This is a genomic window from Streptomyces pristinaespiralis (assembly GCF_001278075.1).
Classification (GTDB): Bacteria; Actinomycetota; Actinomycetes; order Streptomycetales; family Streptomycetaceae; genus Streptomyces; species Streptomyces pristinaespiralis.
Genome location: NZ_CP011340.1, coordinates 3176916 through 3190312, shown reverse-complemented (window position 1 = coordinate 3190312; position 13397 = coordinate 3176916). Strand labels below are relative to the sequence as shown.

Genomic DNA, 13397 nt, shown 5'->3' with positions numbered 1-13397 from the left:
GTCCCCGTTAGCCTCTATCGGGTGACCGCACGCATCACCGATCCCGAGCAGCTCAAGGAGCTCCTCGGCATCCCCTTCACCCCGGAGCAGACGGCCTGCATCACCGCGCCGCCCGCCCCGCAGGTCATCGTGGCCGGGGCCGGTTCGGGGAAGACGACGGTCATGGCGGCGCGGGTGGTCTGGCTCGTCGGCACCGGCCAGGTGGCACCCGACCAGGTCCTCGGGCTCACCTTCACCAACAAGGCCGCGGGCGAGCTCGCCGAGCGCGTCCGCACCGCGCTCGTCCGGGCCGGCGTCACCGACCCCGACGCCATCGACCCGGGCGACCCTTCCTCGGCCTTCGGCGGCGACACCCCGGTCGGGGAGCCGCGGATCTCCACGTACCACGCCTTCGCCGGCCAGCTCCTCAAGGACCACGGCCTGCGCATCGGGCTCGAGCCGACCGCCCGGCTGCTCGCCGACGCCACCCGTTACCAGCTCGCCGCCCGTGTGCTGCGCGAGGCCCCGGGGCCGTACCCCGCGCTCACCCGCTCCTTCCCCTCCCTCGTGAGCGACCTGCTCGCGCTCGACGCGGAGCTCGCCGAACACCTGGTGCCGCCCGGCCGGCTGAAGGAGTACGACACGGAGCTGCTCCGCACCCTTGAAGGCGCCCGGCTGACCAACGTGGACCTCCGCAAGGTCCCGGAGGCCGCAGAGGCGCGCCGCGAACTGCTCGACCTGACCCTGCGTTACCGCGCGGCCAAGCGGCAGCGGGACCTGCTCGACTTCGGTGACCAGATCGCCCTCTCCGCCGAGCTCGCACTCACCCGCCCCGAGGTGGGCACCGTCCTCCGCGACGAGTTCAGGGTCGTCCTGCTCGACGAGTACCAGGACACGTCGGTGGCCCAGCGACTGCTGCTGTCCGGGCTGTTCGGGCAGGGCACGGGCCACGCCGTCACCGCGGTCGGCGACCCCTGCCAGGCGATCTACGGCTGGCGCGGGGCGTCCGTCGCCAACCTCGACGACTTCCCCGTCCATTTCCCGCACTCCGACGGCCGTCCCGCAGACCGCTACTCGCTCAGCGAGAACCGCCGCAGCGGCGGGCGCCTGCTGCACCTCGCCAACGGCCTCGCCACGCCGCTGCGCGCCATGCACGAGGGGGTAGAGGCACTGCGGCCCGCGCCCGGGGCCGAGAGGGACGGCATCGTGCGCTGCGCGCTGCTGCCGACGCACGCGGAGGAGATCGAGTGGCTGGCCGACTCCATCGCCCACCTGGTCCGCACCGGCAAGGAGCCGGGCGAGATCGCGGTCCTGTGCCGTACCGCGGGCGACTTCCCCGAGATCCAGGGCGCCCTGGTCGCGCGCGACGTCCCGGTGGAGGTCGTCGGCCTCTCCGGGTTGCTGCACCTGCCGGAGGTCGCCGACCTGGTGGCGATGTGCGAGGTGCTCCAGGACCCGGGCGCCAACGCCTCCCTCGTGCGCATCCTCACCGGCCCCCGGTGGCGGATCGGGCCGCGCGACCTGGCGCTGCTCGGCCGCCGCGCGCGCCTGCTCGTCCACCACGCCTCGGCCGACGACGATCCTGAGCGGCGGCTCGCCGCGGCGGTGGAGGGCACCGATCCGGCCGAGATCATCTCGCTCGCCGACGCACTCGACACGTTCCTGGAGTCCGCCGGAGGCGAGGACGACGGCCTTCCCTTCTCCGCGGAGGCACGCGTCCGGTTCGCCCGCCTCGCCGCCGAACTGCGTGACCTCCGCCGCTCGCTGGCCGACCCGCTGATGGACGTCCTGCACCGGGTGCTCTCCACCACCGGCCTCGAGGTCGAACTGTCCGCCTCGCCGCACGCGCTGGCCGCCCGCCGCCGGGAGACCCTCGCCAACTTCCTGGACATCGCCGCCGGTTTCGCCGCGCTCGACGGGGAGGCCACACTGCTGGCGTTCCTCGGCTTCCTGCGCACCGCCGCGCAGTACGAGAAGGGGCTCGACAACGCCCTTCCGGGCGGTGAGAACACGGTCAAGGTGCTCACCGCGCACAAGTCCAAGGGCCTCGAGTGGGACGTCGTCGCCGTGCCCGGGCTCGTCGCCAAGCACTTCCCGAACGACCAGGCCCGCGAGGCCTGGACGTCCCAGTCCAAGGTCCTTCCGCACGCCCTGCGGGGCGACGCGGCCACGCTTCCGGACGTCGAGTCGTGGGACGCGGGGGGACTGAAGGCCTTCAAGGAGGCGATGAAGGACCATCAGCACACGGAGGAACTGCGCCTGGGCTACGTGACCTTCACCCGCCCCCGCTCGCTCCTCCTCGGCTCCGCGCACTGGTGGGGTCCCAGCCAGAAGCGGCGGCGCGGCCCTTCGGCGTTCCTCAAGGCGCTGTACGACCACTGCGAGCAGGGTCACGGCGAGATCGAGGTCTGGGCGGACGAGCCCGAGGAGGACGCGGAGAACCCGGCGCTCGGGACGACCACCGCGGACCACGCCTGGCCGCTGCCCCTGGACCCCGTCTCCCTGGCCCGCCGCCGGGCAGCGGCGGACACCGTCCTGGCGCACCTCGATGCGCTGACGGCAGGGGAGGGCGGGGCCGGAACCGGGCCTGTGGCGGGTCCGCGTGCCGAAGCAGCAGAAGCCGCACGCGAAGGCGAACCGGAGCCCGAGCCGCAGCCGGAGTTCGACCCCGAGTCGGGCTTCGGGCCGGAGTTCGACCCCGAGTTCGACTTCGGGTTCGAGCCCGAGGCCGGGTTCGACGCCGGGCCCGAGGCCGGGTCGGAGGCCGGGCCGGCGACCGTGACGGTGCCGTCCGCCGACCCCGGTTCCGTGACGGTTCCCTCGGCCGACCCGGATGAATGGGACTGGCCGACCGAGTCCCCGGAGGACGACCCCTTCGCGCCCCCGCCGCCGGCGCCGACCGTCCCGCATCAGCCGTCCCCGCACTCGGAGCGCGTCGCCGTCGCCGCCCCCGGAGGGGCCGGAGCTGCCGCGTACCCCTCCGGCCCCCGGGACGCCGGAAACCCGCACCGGGGATCGGGAAAGAACGAGCGGGAGGAGGCGCTCACCCCCGAGGAGGCCCGCGCGGTCGCGTCCTGGGACCGCGACCTCGACGCGCTCGCCGGCGAACTGCGCCGTACCCGCGCGACCGTCCGCGACGTCCTTGTGCCGGCCTCCCTCTCCGCGTCCCAGCTGCTGCGCCTCGCCGCCGACCCCGACGGCTTCGCCCAGGAGCTCGCCCGTCCCATGCCCCGTCCACCGCAGCCCGCGGCCCGCAGAGGCACCCGGTTCCACGCCTGGGTGGAGTCGCGTTTCGAAGAAATGCCCCTTCCCATGCTCGGCCCCGACGAACTGCCGGGAGGCGCCGACGAGCACGACATCGCGGACGAGCAGGACCTCGCCGCACTCAAGGACGCCTTCGAGCGCACGCCGTACGCCCGCCGTACCCCGTACCGCGTCGAGGCGCCGTTCCAGTTCACGCTGGCCGGCCGGGTCGTGCGGGGCCGTATCGACGCCGTGTACCGGACCGGTGAGGGCACCTACGAGATCGTCGACTGGAAGACCGCGCGCAACGGCGTCGCCGACCCGCTCCAGCTCGCCGTCTACCGGCTCGCGTGGGCCGAGCAGCACGGCATACCGCTCGACGCGGTGACCGCCACGTTCGTGTTCGTACGCACCGGCGAGATCGTTCATCCGGACGGCCTCCCCGACCGGGCGGGCCTCGAGCGCATCCTGCTGGGCGGGACGGCCGACGAGTCCGGTGCCGTCGCCCGTTAGGCTCAAGAGCATGAGCGAGACCCCGGACAACGCCGTCCGTACGTACATCCAGCAGCACCGCGCCGCCTTCCTCGACGACCTCGCCGAGTGGCTGCGCATCCCGTCCGTGTCGGCACAGCCGGAGCACGACGGGGACGTACGGCGCAGCGCCGAGTGGCTCGCGGCCAAGCTGTCGGAGACCGGCTTCCCGGTCGCCGAGATCTGGCCCACGCCCGGCGCCCCCGCGGTCTTCGCCGAGTGGCCCTCCGGCGACCCGGACGCGCCCACCGTGCTGGTCTACGGCCACCACGACGTGCAGCCCGCCGCCCGTGAGGACGGCTGGCACACCGACCCGTTCGAGCCGCGGATCACCGACGGCCGGATGTACGGCCGCGGCGCCGCCGACGACAAGGGGCAGGTGTTCTTCCACACACTCGGTGTGCGCGCCCACCTCGCGGCCACCGGCCGTACCGCCCCCGCGGTCAACCTCAAGCTGCTGATCGAGGGCGAGGAGGAGTCGGGCTCCCCGCACTTCCGCGCACTCGTGGAACAGCAGGCGCACCGCCTCGCCGCCGACGCCGTGATCGTCTCCGACACGGGCATGTGGTCGGAGACCACCCCGACCGTCTGCACCGGCATGCGCGGCCTCGCCGACTGCGAGATCACGCTGTACGGCCCCGACCAGGACATCCACTCCGGATCGTTCGGCGGCGCCGTCCCCAACCCGGCGACCGTCGCCGCCCGTCTGGTCGCCGCTCTGCACGACGAGGACGAGCAGGTCACGATCCCCGGCTTCTACGAAGGCGTCGCACCGCTCACCGACGAGGAGCGCGAGCTGTACGCCGAGCTGCCGTTCGACGAGGAGACCTGGCTGCGCACCGCGAAGTCCCACGGGACGCTCGGCGAAGCCGGCTACTCCACCCTGGAGCGCCTCTGGGCCCGCCCGACGGCCGAGCTGAACGGTATCGGCGGTGGCTATCAGGGCCCCGGCGGTAAGACGATCATCCCGTCGTCCGCGCAGCTGAAGCTGTCCTTCCGGCTGGTCGCCGGTCAGGAACCCGACAAGATCGAACGCGCCGTCACTGACTGGGTCGCCGCCCGGATCCCGGCCGGCATCCGGCACGAGATCGTCTTCGGCGCCGCCACCCGGCCGTGTCTGACCCCGCTCGACCACCCGGCCCTGCAGTCGGTCGTACGCGCCATGGGCCGTGCCTTCGACGGTCACAAGATCCGCTTCACCCGCGAGGGCGGCTCGGGACCCGCGGCCGACCTCCAGGACGTGCTCGCGGCGCCCGTGCTGTTCCTCGGCATCTCCGTACCGTCCGACGGCTGGCACGCACCGAACGAGAAGGTCGAGCTGGAACTTCTCCTCAAGGGAGTGGAGACGACCGCCCATCTGTGGGACGACATGGCCCGCACCCTTCGCTGAAAACATGTCCCGATCCGCCCCGGGGGAGTTGGAAGAACCGTGAGCACCCACAGCTACGCCGATGCCGCAGACCGTCCCATCGGTCTCACCGCGCCCAGCGGCATCGACCGCGAGGCGCACAACCGTCTCGACGAGGCATGGCTCGCGGCCGCGTGGAGCCATCCCACGACCCGTGTGTTCGTGGTCTCCGGTGGCCAGGCCCTGATCGACGACACCCCCGACGGCCGCACCGAGCTGGTCATGACCCCGGCCTTCGAGGCCCCGGTCACCGAGACCCACCGGTACTTCCTCGGCACCGACGAGGAAGGGGTGCGCTACTTCGCCCTCCAGAAGGACGCCCTGCCGGGCCGCATGGACCAGTCGGCCAGGCCCGCCGGTCTGCGCGAGGCCGGGCTGCTGCTGTCGCCGCGCGACGCGGGGCTGCTGGTGCACGCGGTCGCGCTGGAGAACTGGCAGCGGCTGCACCGCTTCTGCTCCCGCTGCGGCGAGCGCACCGTCATCGCCGCCGCCGGACACATCCGCCGCTGCCAGGCCTGCGGCGCCGAGCACTATCCCCGCACCGACCCTGCCGTGATCATGCTCGTCACCGACGACCAGGACCGCGCCCTCCTCGGCCGTCAGGTCCACTGGCCGGAGGGCCGTTTCTCGACGCTCGCGGGCTTCGTGGAGCCGGGGGAGTCCATCGAGGAGTCGGTGCGCCGCGAGGTCCGCGAGGAGGTGGGCGTCGGCGTCGGCGAGGTGGAGTACGTCGCCAGCCAGCCGTGGCCCTTCCCCTCGAGTCTGATGCTGGGCTTCATGGCCCGCGCGACGACCTCGCGGATCGAGGTCGACGGCGAGGAGATCCACGAGGCGCGCTGGTTCTCCCGTGAAGACCTGCGGGCCGCGTTCGAGTCCGGGGAGGTGCTGCCTCCTTACGGGATCTCGATCGCGGCGCGCCTCATCGAGCTCTGGTACGGCAAGCCGTTGCCGAGGCCCGGCGACGTGGTCTGAGGCCTGAGGGCTGAGGTCCGAGGCGTGAGGCCCGTCACGGCCACGCGCCCCGGCTCCGGGGCCACGTTCCGGCCGCGGCGGACACACGACGGCCCCGAGGGCCACACGTTCCGGCCCTGATGGACACACGAACGGCCCCGGCCGTATTGGCCGGGGCCGTCGTCCGTCCGCCGGGGGCTCGACCGAACCGGCCGACCGTGGTCGCCGCTCGGTCGGACCGGACGCCGGTACCGGCGCCCGGTACAACTCGGGGGCTAGACGCCCACCTTCTGCTTGACCTGGGCGAGAGACGGGTTGGTCAGCGTCGAACCGTCGGGGAAGAGCACGGTGGGAACCGTCTGGTTGCCCCCGTTGGCCTTCTCGACGAAGGCCGCCGACTCGGGGTCCTGCTCGATGTTGATCTCGGTGTACGCGATGCCCTCACGGTCCATCTGGCTCTTCAGCCGACGGCAGTATCCGCACCACGTGGTGCTGTACATCGTCACAGTGCCCTGCATCGTCTCTTGCTCCTGGGGTCTCGGGGGCCGGGGGGTGTCATCACCTCGGGCTAGAACGTACGTGACGCGGTAACGATTCCCGAGCCCCGGTGTGACCCGCATCCGTACGACCGGAGCGCAATTCGTACGACTGATGAGGCAGCCCTGTGGACAACCGCCGCATCCGCCCCCGGCGACCTGGCAGCATGGCGGGGTGACAGCAGCAACGCACTCCTCTCTTTTCCCGCAGGTCCCCGAGTCGGCGGACGCCGTGCTCGACGGGCTCGATCCCGAGCAGCGCGAGGTGGCGACCGCCCTGCACGGTCCGGTGTGCGTGCTGGCAGGAGCCGGCACGGGCAAGACCCGCGCGATCACCCACCGCATCGCGTACGGGGTGCGCGCGGGCATACTCCAGCCCGCCAGTGTGCTCGCCGTCACGTTCACCAACCGCGCCGCCGGCGAGATGCGGGGGCGGCTGCGCCAGCTCGGTGCCGGCGGCGTCCAGGCACGCACGTTCCACTCCGCCGCCCTCCGCCAGCTCCAGTACTTCTGGCCGAAGGCGGTCGGCGGCGACATGCCGCGACTGCTCGAGCGAAAGATCCAGCTGGTGGCGGAGGCCGCGGCCCGCTGCCGGATCCGCCTCGACCGCAATGAGCTGCGGGACGTCACGGGAGAGATCGAGTGGGCCAAGGTCACCCAGACCGTGCCCGCGGACTACCCGGCGGCGGTGTCCAAGTCGCTGCGCGACGCGCCCCGTGACCCGGCCGAGATCAGCCAGGTCTACGCCATGTACGAGCAGCTCAAGCGCGACCGCTCGGTGATCGACTTCGAGGACGTGCTGCTGCTCACCGTCGGCATCCTGCAGGACCGGCACGACATCGCCGACCATGTCCGCCGCCAGTACCAGCACTTCGTCGTCGACGAGTACCAGGACGTCAGCCCCCTCCAGCAGCGCCTGCTGGACCTGTGGCTCGGTGACCGGGAAAGCCTGTGCGTCGTCGGTGACGCCAGCCAGACGATCTACTCCTTCACCGGCGCCACCCCCGACCACCTGCTGAACTTCCGCACCCGCCACCCCGGCGCGACGGTGGTCAAGCTGGTCCGTGACTACCGCTCCACCCCCCAGGTCGTCCACCTGGCCAACGGCCTGCTCGGCCAGGCCCGTGGCCGCGCCGCCGAACACCGCCTCGAGCTGATCTCCCAGCGCGAGCCGGGCCCCGAGCCCTCGTACGTGGAGTACGCGGACGAGCCCGCGGAGGCGGAAGGCACCGCCCGCCGCATCCGCGAGCTGATCGACGCGGGTGTCCCGGCCGGCGAGATCGCCGTGCTCTACCGGATCAACGCCCAGTCGGAGGTGTACGAGCAGGCTCTGGCGGACGCCGGCGTCCCGTACCAGCTGCGCGGGGCCGAGCGGTTCTTCGAGCGGCAGGAGGTGCGCGAGGCGGGCATCGCCCTGCGCGGCGCCGCCCGCGCCGGCGGCAACGACGCACTCCTCGACGACGTGGAGGACCTGCCCTCCCAGGTGCGGGCCGTCTTGTCCACCAAGGGCTGGACGACGGAGCCGCCCGCCGGTTCCGGTGCCGTGCGCGACCGCTGGGAGTCGCTGGCGGCGCTGGTCCGCCTCGCGGAGGACTTCGTGCGCGCCAGGCCGCAGGCGACGCTCGCCGATCTGGTGGCCGAGCTGGACGAGCGGGCCGCCGCCCAGCACGCGCCCACCGTCCAGGGCGTCACACTCGCCTCCCTGCACTCGGCGAAGGGCCTGGAGTGGGACGCCGTGTTCCTCGTCGGGCTCACCGAGGGCATGATGCCGATCACCTACGCCAAGACGGACGAGCAGGTGGAGGAGGAGCGCAGGCTCCTCTATGTGGGTGTCACCCGCGCGCGGCTGCACCTGTCCCTGTCCTGGGCCCTGTCGCGTGCGCCGGGCGGCCGTGCCTCCCGCCGTCCGACCCGTTTCCTGAACGGCATCCGCCCGGGCTCCGCAGCGGCCGGGCCGCGGACCGCCGGCGGGGCGGGCGGTGTCGAGCGCGGCGGCGGCCGCCGTAAGCGGCGCGGCCCGGTGCTGTGCCGGGTCTGCGGCAAGACGCTGACCGACGCGGGCGAGATGAAGCTGATGCGCTGTGAGGACTGCCCCTCGGACATGGACGAGGCGCTGTACGAGCGGCTGCGTGAGTGGCGCTCCGACCAGGCCAAGGAGCTGGGCCAGCCCGCGTACTGCGTCTTCACGGACAAGACACTGATGGCGATCGCCGAGGCCGTGCCGGGCACAGAGACGGAGTTGGCGGGGATCTCCGGGGTCGGCGGCCGCAAGCTGGATCGGTTCGGGGCCGATGTCCTGGCCATCTGCGCAGGTGAGGAGCCCGGCGAGGCCGACGAGGAGGACTGATACAAACTCGTCGAAAAAATGGTTTGCGCGCGCCCCGGCCAGACCCATAGGTTCTTAACCACGAAGAACAGCGGCTTCTCTGAAGCCCTGTCTTCGTGCTGTACTTATCCGAATAGCGTGACCGGCCTGTCCGGTCCTCGAGACGCCGAGAGGAGGCGATTCCAGTGATCAGCATCAAGACCAGCTTCGTCAGCACCGCCAAAATGACCGATCGCTCGGTCGTCTCCGCCTGCTCGCTCGGCTTCTCCCCCGTGTTCCTCGGCACCGGTATGTCCGGCATCTCCGCCGTGCTTCCCGTGTCCGGCCTGGGCGGTCTGCCTTGCATGGAGCGCAATGAGCGACCGACCAAGGCACTGGCAGCAGGAGTAGCAGCGGCAGAGGCTCAGGCCTATGCCTTTGCGGCGGCCAGTGCCGAGACCGAGCAGAAGACGACGCAGCACCACACGAAGTGGGCCTTCCGCGGGCTCGAACCCTGGAGTGATCCAGCCTGATACGGCATCAGGCCGGCGCCTTCAGGGCCGCGGAACCCCACCCGGGATCCGCGGCCCTTCTGTTTTCCCCAACGGGAGAACAGCGCGAAGGGGCCTCGGGACCAGAAGCACCCGGTACCAACTGCCACCCGGCCGACCGGCCGGAACGACCAGACGAGGAAATACACACCGTGCAACTCGAAGCGCACGCCCCGTCCGTACCGCCTTCCGAGACCACCTCCCCGCCCGTCCGTACCGAGGACTCCACCTTGACTCCCCTCACTGCGCTCACCGCGCTCGACGACGCCATCGAGAACCTGGGCGTGCCCGTCCCGTGCCGCTCCTACGACCCGGAGGTCTTCTTCGCCGAGTCGCCGGCCGACGTCGAGTACGCCAAGTCCCTCTGCCGCACCTGCCCGCTGATGGAGGCCTGCCTCGCGGGCGCCAAGGAGCGGCGTGAGCCGTGGGGTGTCTGGGGCGGAGAGCTCTTCGTCCAGGGCGTCGTCGTTGCCCGCAAGCGGCCGCGTGGTCGCCCGCGCAAGAACCCGGTTGCGGCATGAACGCCATCGGAACCATCGATCGACCCGTCACGCACGACCCCCAGAAGCAGGCCCCGATGACCTCTTCCACGAGCGAGCCCCAGGGCTCCGCCACCCCAGCTGTCACCACCATCGGCGCGAACGCCTCGCGTCAGAACAGGACCCGCGAAATGCAACTCATCCCAGAAGCCCTGGCTCGTGCGCATATGCACGAGCGCCTGCGTGAAGTCGACGCGGAACGCCAGGCCGTGCGCCTGGTCGCCGCCCGACGCATGCAGCGCCGCGCCGAGCGCGTGTCGATGCGCGCGCGCCGCGCACTGGCCATGGCCGTCATGCACTGACGGCGAAGCCGTCCACGCGGGGCCGGTCCTCACGGACCGGCCCCCGCGGTGCGTTGTGACGCGCACTCGCCGCCGGGCGGGGATATCGTCGCGAGGTGGACCAGGACAAGGCTCCCCACCCCGAGCAGCCGGGGGACGAGGGCATCGTGTGCGCCGGCTGCGGCAAGGTCGCCGAGGGGCTGCCGGTGACCTGGACCTGCTCCGTGGAGAACGGCGTCCGCCATTACCTCTGCGAAGACTGCGCCCGTGACAACATCCGGGCGATCGAGAGCCGGCTCGACCCGCAGTGGTGGTGACCGTCCGCCGAGTGCTGTCCGGCCGGCGGCGCCGCTCGGCGTGCCGTCAGGCTCCCGCCTCCACCACGGCGGTGCCGTCCGTGCTCTCGTCCTCCGCCTCTGCGGCGTCCTGCGCGACGAACCCGGGCAGCCACTCCTCGAGTTCACCGCGGAGCCGCACGGTCGCGTTCAGCTGGCAGAGCACCCCGATCGTGCTCAATGTCACACGGTGTATCAGCAGATACGCGGGCGGCAGGTTGAGCTGCTTGCCCAACTGGTGCGCGGGGGAGCGGACGTCGGCGATCCGGGCGGCCTGCGTGCGCATCCAGCCACGGGTGAAGGTGAACTCCTCCACCTCGGCCGGCTCGATGATCGGCAGCAGGTAGTCGAGCACCGCTTCGGGGTCGAGGTCGATCGACTCCTTGACGAACCCCTCTTCGCACAGCAGTCCGTAGACGGCCTCCGCCTCACCTTCGAGGGTCATCCGCAGACATGCGCCGATGGTGTCGGGAAGCCCGCCCGGCAGCCGGTCCACCGTGCCGAAGTCGAGGACGCCCAGGCGCCAGCCCTTGCCGTCCTCGTCGGGAAGCAGTCGGAAGTTCCCAGGGTGCGGGTCGGCGTGGAGAAGTCCCGTGCGAGCCGGGCCGGAGAAGAGGAACCTGGCCAGCAGCTGACCCGCCCGGTCCCGTTCCTCGGGGGTGCCGCCGGAGATGACCTCGGCCAGCGGTATGCCGTCGATCCACTCGGTCACCAGGACCTGGTCGCCCTGGTGGACCACGTCCGGAACCAGGACGCCGGGATCGTCCGCGAACTCTGCGGCGTGCTCCCGCTGTGCCTGGGCCTCCAGCGCGTAGTCGAGCTCTTCCGAGACGCGGTCACGCATCTCGGAGATGAGTGGCTTGATGTCCATGCCCGGAATCAGCGGCCCCAACAGCCTCGCGAAGCGGCTCAGTTGCGCCAGGTCGGACAGCAGCGCCTCTCCCGCCCCCGGGTACTGCACCTTCACGGCGACCTCGCGCCCGTCGTGCCACACCGCACGGTGCACCTGCCCGATGGACGCGGCGGCGGCCGGTTTGTCCTCGAAGCTCAGGAACAGCTCACGCCAGTCCTCCCCGAGGCGCTCCTCGAGCACCGAGTGGACCGTCCGTGTCGGCATCGGAGGCGCCGCCTCCTGAAGCTTGGTCAGCGCGGCTCGGTAAGGACCGGCGATCTCCTCGGGCAGGGCCGACTCGAAGACGGACAACGCCTGTCCGAACTTCATGGCACCGCCCTTGAGTTCCCCCAGCACCTTGAACAGCTGATCGGCCGTGCGCTGTTGCAGCTCCCGGGCCACGATCTCGGCGGACTTGCCGCCGATCCGCTTTCCCAGCCCCCATGTGGCGCGGCCGGCGAATCCCAGTGGCAGCGCTGCCAGCTTGGCGGTCCGGGTAACCGCCTTCCGGGGAAGATCAGACATACGCCCCTCCAAATGCCAGACAGCGTGCCGCGATTGCCGACGGCGTCATTCCGCCGACCGCGTGTACCCGTTCATTGTGTCGTGTGCCGGACCCACTGCTGAGGTGTGCCTCCTCTCAGTTTTCCCCGCCGCACTGCAGGCACAGTCGAGGTGGGGTGTGATCCGTTCCGATCGCCAGGACAGCTGCGGCAGCGAAACCTCCCATCTGGCCCCGGTGCTCACGGGCGCCCCGCCGTCGAGGAAGGACAGCGCATGACACGCGGCCAGCCCCGACACGACCGCGGCCAGCGCGACATCGCAGGCCGGTACGGTCCGGTGCCGCCCCGACCGCCACTGTGCCAGCAGCCGCCCCCTTCCCGGATCGCGCTCGGCCTGTCCCCGCTCCATGCAGCCCGCGCACGCCGTACAGCCCGGCAGTACGAGGGGACCGACGACGCCGGTCGCCTCCACGACGCCCGTATAGAGGTGGGGTGTGCCGGTCGCGATCCATCCCTCGGCATCACTTGGGGCCGGGGCGTACGCGGCCAGCCCGTCGCGCGGTGCCACGACGACGAGGCTGAGTGCCGGCCCGCCGCCCGGGTCATGGGCCTCCGCGGCACGCGGAGGCCGGTCCGGGGCCGCCCGCCGGACCAGCCGCCGGGCCGCGGTGTCCCTGCGCTCGCCGACCGCCTCCGTGGGCAGGCCGCCCGGTGCCACATCGCCCGGCTCCGTGATCCCGCCGTCCAGCACCTCGACCCGCCCCACCCCCGCGGCCGACAGTGTCGCGGCGATCGACGCACCCACCCGCCCGGCTCCGCGGACCTGGACCCGTATGGCCCGCCGGGCCGCCACGGCACCTGCCGCGCCGCCCGGTTCGGGATGGATCACGGACAGGGCGGCGATGTCCGGCCGCAGCCGGTCATGGGCGGCCGCCCGCTTGCGCAGCGCCGCGGCCGCCGGACCGCCGGCCGTCGGGTCGTCGAGCAGACCGGCCGCGGTCAGCCGGTGCACCAGGGCCTCCGCCCGACCGTCCGGCAGGCCCATCGCCCGCGCCTCCTCGCGGAGCAGGGGTAGGCCCCGGGTGCCGTCGAGCAGTTCCATCAGGGCACCGGTCGCGGTGTCGACCGGCCCGAGAGTCACCGCATGCGCGGGTGTCACTCCGAACTGCACGCTCTGGCGGTCCCGCCACGCCCGCCGCAAGGCAGGCTTCATCATCGGATGCATTCCGCTTCCCCCGTCGGTCTTTGTCCTCGGACCGTCTCCGAGCCGTTGTCAGAATGCGGGGCCGCGGCGGGACGTGTGAAAAGTTGTCCACAGGTTCGGGGTATTAGTCGTTCAAATG

At 71.9% G+C, this 13397-nt stretch carries 11 protein-coding genes; 8 read left to right on the top strand and 3 right to left on the bottom strand.

What is annotated here, in order from left to right; translation table 11 throughout:
- Positions 1 to 21: 21 nt before the first annotated feature.
- The 3 genes from SPRI_RS13210 to nudC are packed head-to-tail and all read left to right on the top strand — an operon-like array spanning position 22 to position 6133.
- Entirely contained in the window at positions 22 to 3735 is a 3714-nt protein-coding gene (locus tag SPRI_RS13210; RefSeq protein WP_053556950.1) for an ATP-dependent helicase, read from the top strand.
- Between the two features lie 10 nt (positions 3736 to 3745).
- Positions 3746 to 5143 carry a dipeptidase gene (locus SPRI_RS13205; protein ID WP_005312272.1) on the top strand — a complete coding sequence of 466 codons (1398 nt, stop codon included), beginning with the start codon at positions 3746 to 3748 and terminating at the stop codon, positions 5141 to 5143.
- 39 nt (positions 5144 to 5182) lie between these two features.
- Entirely contained in the window at positions 5183 to 6133 is a 951-nt protein-coding gene (gene nudC / locus SPRI_RS13200) for an NAD(+) diphosphatase (protein WP_005312269.1), read from the top strand.
- Between the two features lie 254 nt (positions 6134 to 6387).
- Here nudC and SPRI_RS13195 read toward each other — a convergent pair whose 3' ends face one another.
- The gene (locus SPRI_RS13195) at positions 6388 to 6630 is read right to left on the bottom strand and encodes a mycoredoxin (RefSeq protein WP_005312266.1); all 243 of its coding nucleotides are present in this window, start codon (positions 6628 to 6630) and stop codon (positions 6388 to 6390) included.
- Between the two features lie 133 nt (positions 6631 to 6763).
- Between SPRI_RS13195 and SPRI_RS13190 the strand changes: the two genes are divergently transcribed.
- The 5 genes from SPRI_RS13190 to SPRI_RS13170 all read left to right on the top strand — a co-directional run bounded on the left by SPRI_RS13190 (position 6764) and on the right by SPRI_RS13170 (position 10641).
- Entirely contained in the window at positions 6764 to 8995 is a 2232-nt protein-coding gene (locus SPRI_RS13190; RefSeq protein WP_050791485.1) for an ATP-dependent DNA helicase UvrD2, read from the top strand.
- Between the two features lie 164 nt (positions 8996 to 9159).
- On the top strand, positions 9160 to 9486 hold the full coding sequence (locus SPRI_RS38475) for a hypothetical protein (RefSeq protein WP_005312259.1): 327 nt from the start codon (positions 9160 to 9162) through the stop codon (positions 9484 to 9486).
- 170 nt (positions 9487 to 9656) lie between these two features.
- Positions 9657 to 10025, top strand: coding sequence for a WhiB family transcriptional regulator (locus tag SPRI_RS13180; protein ID WP_005312256.1), 369 nt, complete (start codon positions 9657 to 9659; stop codon positions 10023 to 10025).
- On the top strand, positions 10022 to 10345 hold the full coding sequence (locus tag SPRI_RS13175) for a hypothetical protein (RefSeq protein ID WP_005312254.1): 324 nt from the start codon (positions 10022 to 10024) through the stop codon (positions 10343 to 10345). Before SPRI_RS13180 ends, SPRI_RS13175 begins: the two co-directional genes overlap by 4 nt.
- Before the next feature lie 95 nt (positions 10346 to 10440).
- The gene (locus SPRI_RS13170) at positions 10441 to 10641 is read left to right on the top strand and encodes a hypothetical protein (RefSeq protein ID WP_005312251.1); all 201 of its coding nucleotides are present in this window, start codon (positions 10441 to 10443) and stop codon (positions 10639 to 10641) included.
- A gap of 46 nt (positions 10642 to 10687) precedes the next feature.
- Here the strand turns inward: SPRI_RS13170 and SPRI_RS13165 are convergent, their stop codons facing one another.
- Both SPRI_RS13165 and SPRI_RS13160 read right to left on the bottom strand, forming a co-directional pair.
- Positions 10688 to 12076, bottom strand: a complete 1389-nt coding sequence (locus SPRI_RS13165) for an ABC1 kinase family protein (protein WP_037773796.1) — start codon at positions 12074 to 12076, stop codon at positions 10688 to 10690.
- Positions 12077 to 12121: 45 nt separating this feature from the next.
- Positions 12122 to 13279, bottom strand: coding sequence for a ThiF family adenylyltransferase (locus SPRI_RS13160; protein ID WP_053556949.1), 1158 nt, complete (start codon positions 13277 to 13279; stop codon positions 12122 to 12124).
- Positions 13280 to 13397: the final 118 nt, after the last annotated feature.

Coding starts and splice junctions, on each gene's coding strand:
- SPRI_RS13205 (WP_005312272.1), top strand. CDS start 3,746: ATGAGCGAGACCCCGGACAACGCCGTCCGTACGTACATCCAGCAGCAC.
- SPRI_RS13195 (WP_005312266.1), bottom strand. CDS start 6,630: ATGCAGGGCACTGTGACGATGTACAGCACCACGTGGTGCGGATACTGC.
- SPRI_RS13190 (WP_050791485.1), top strand. CDS start 6,764: ATGAGGCAGCCCTGTGGACAACCGCCGCATCCGCCCCCGGCGACCTGG.
- SPRI_RS13165 (WP_037773796.1), bottom strand. CDS start 12,076: ATGTCTGATCTTCCCCGGAAGGCGGTTACCCGGACCGCCAAGCTGGCA.
- SPRI_RS13160 (WP_053556949.1), bottom strand. CDS start 13,279: ATGCATCCGATGATGAAGCCTGCCTTGCGGCGGGCGTGGCGGGACCGC.
- SPRI_RS13175 (WP_005312254.1), top strand. CDS start 10,022: ATGAACGCCATCGGAACCATCGATCGACCCGTCACGCACGACCCCCAG.